Source organism: Streptococcus sp. KR (assembly GCF_002238115.1).
In the GTDB taxonomy this organism is placed as follows: Bacteria; Bacillota; Bacilli; order Lactobacillales; family Streptococcaceae; genus Streptococcus.
Map to the genome: position 1 here is coordinate 1 of NZ_NGVM01000321.1, position 231 is coordinate 231.

Consider the following 231-nt stretch of genomic DNA (forward strand, 5'->3'; position numbering starts at 1 on the left):
GGAATAATTTCCACTGTTTATAAGCATAGTTGTTAGGTTGATGTTCGTTCAGTTCTTCAAACATCTGCTCGACAGGACTTGGTACATCTGGATCCTCTCGATACATATTTCTTAATAGATCCGCAACGTGACCCAGGTTTGGCACATATAACTGGACTCCAGTTTCAGGATCCTTAGAGTCAAAATAGAGATAACCAATCAATGCACGTTGCAGCATCAACTCTGCTTGAA

General features: G+C 40.7%; 1 pseudogene. It reads right to left on the reverse strand.

The features are described from left to right. Positions 1 to 231 (reverse strand): annotated as a pseudogene (locus CBI42_RS12120) (VirD4-like conjugal transfer protein, CD1115 family); the annotation flags it as partial.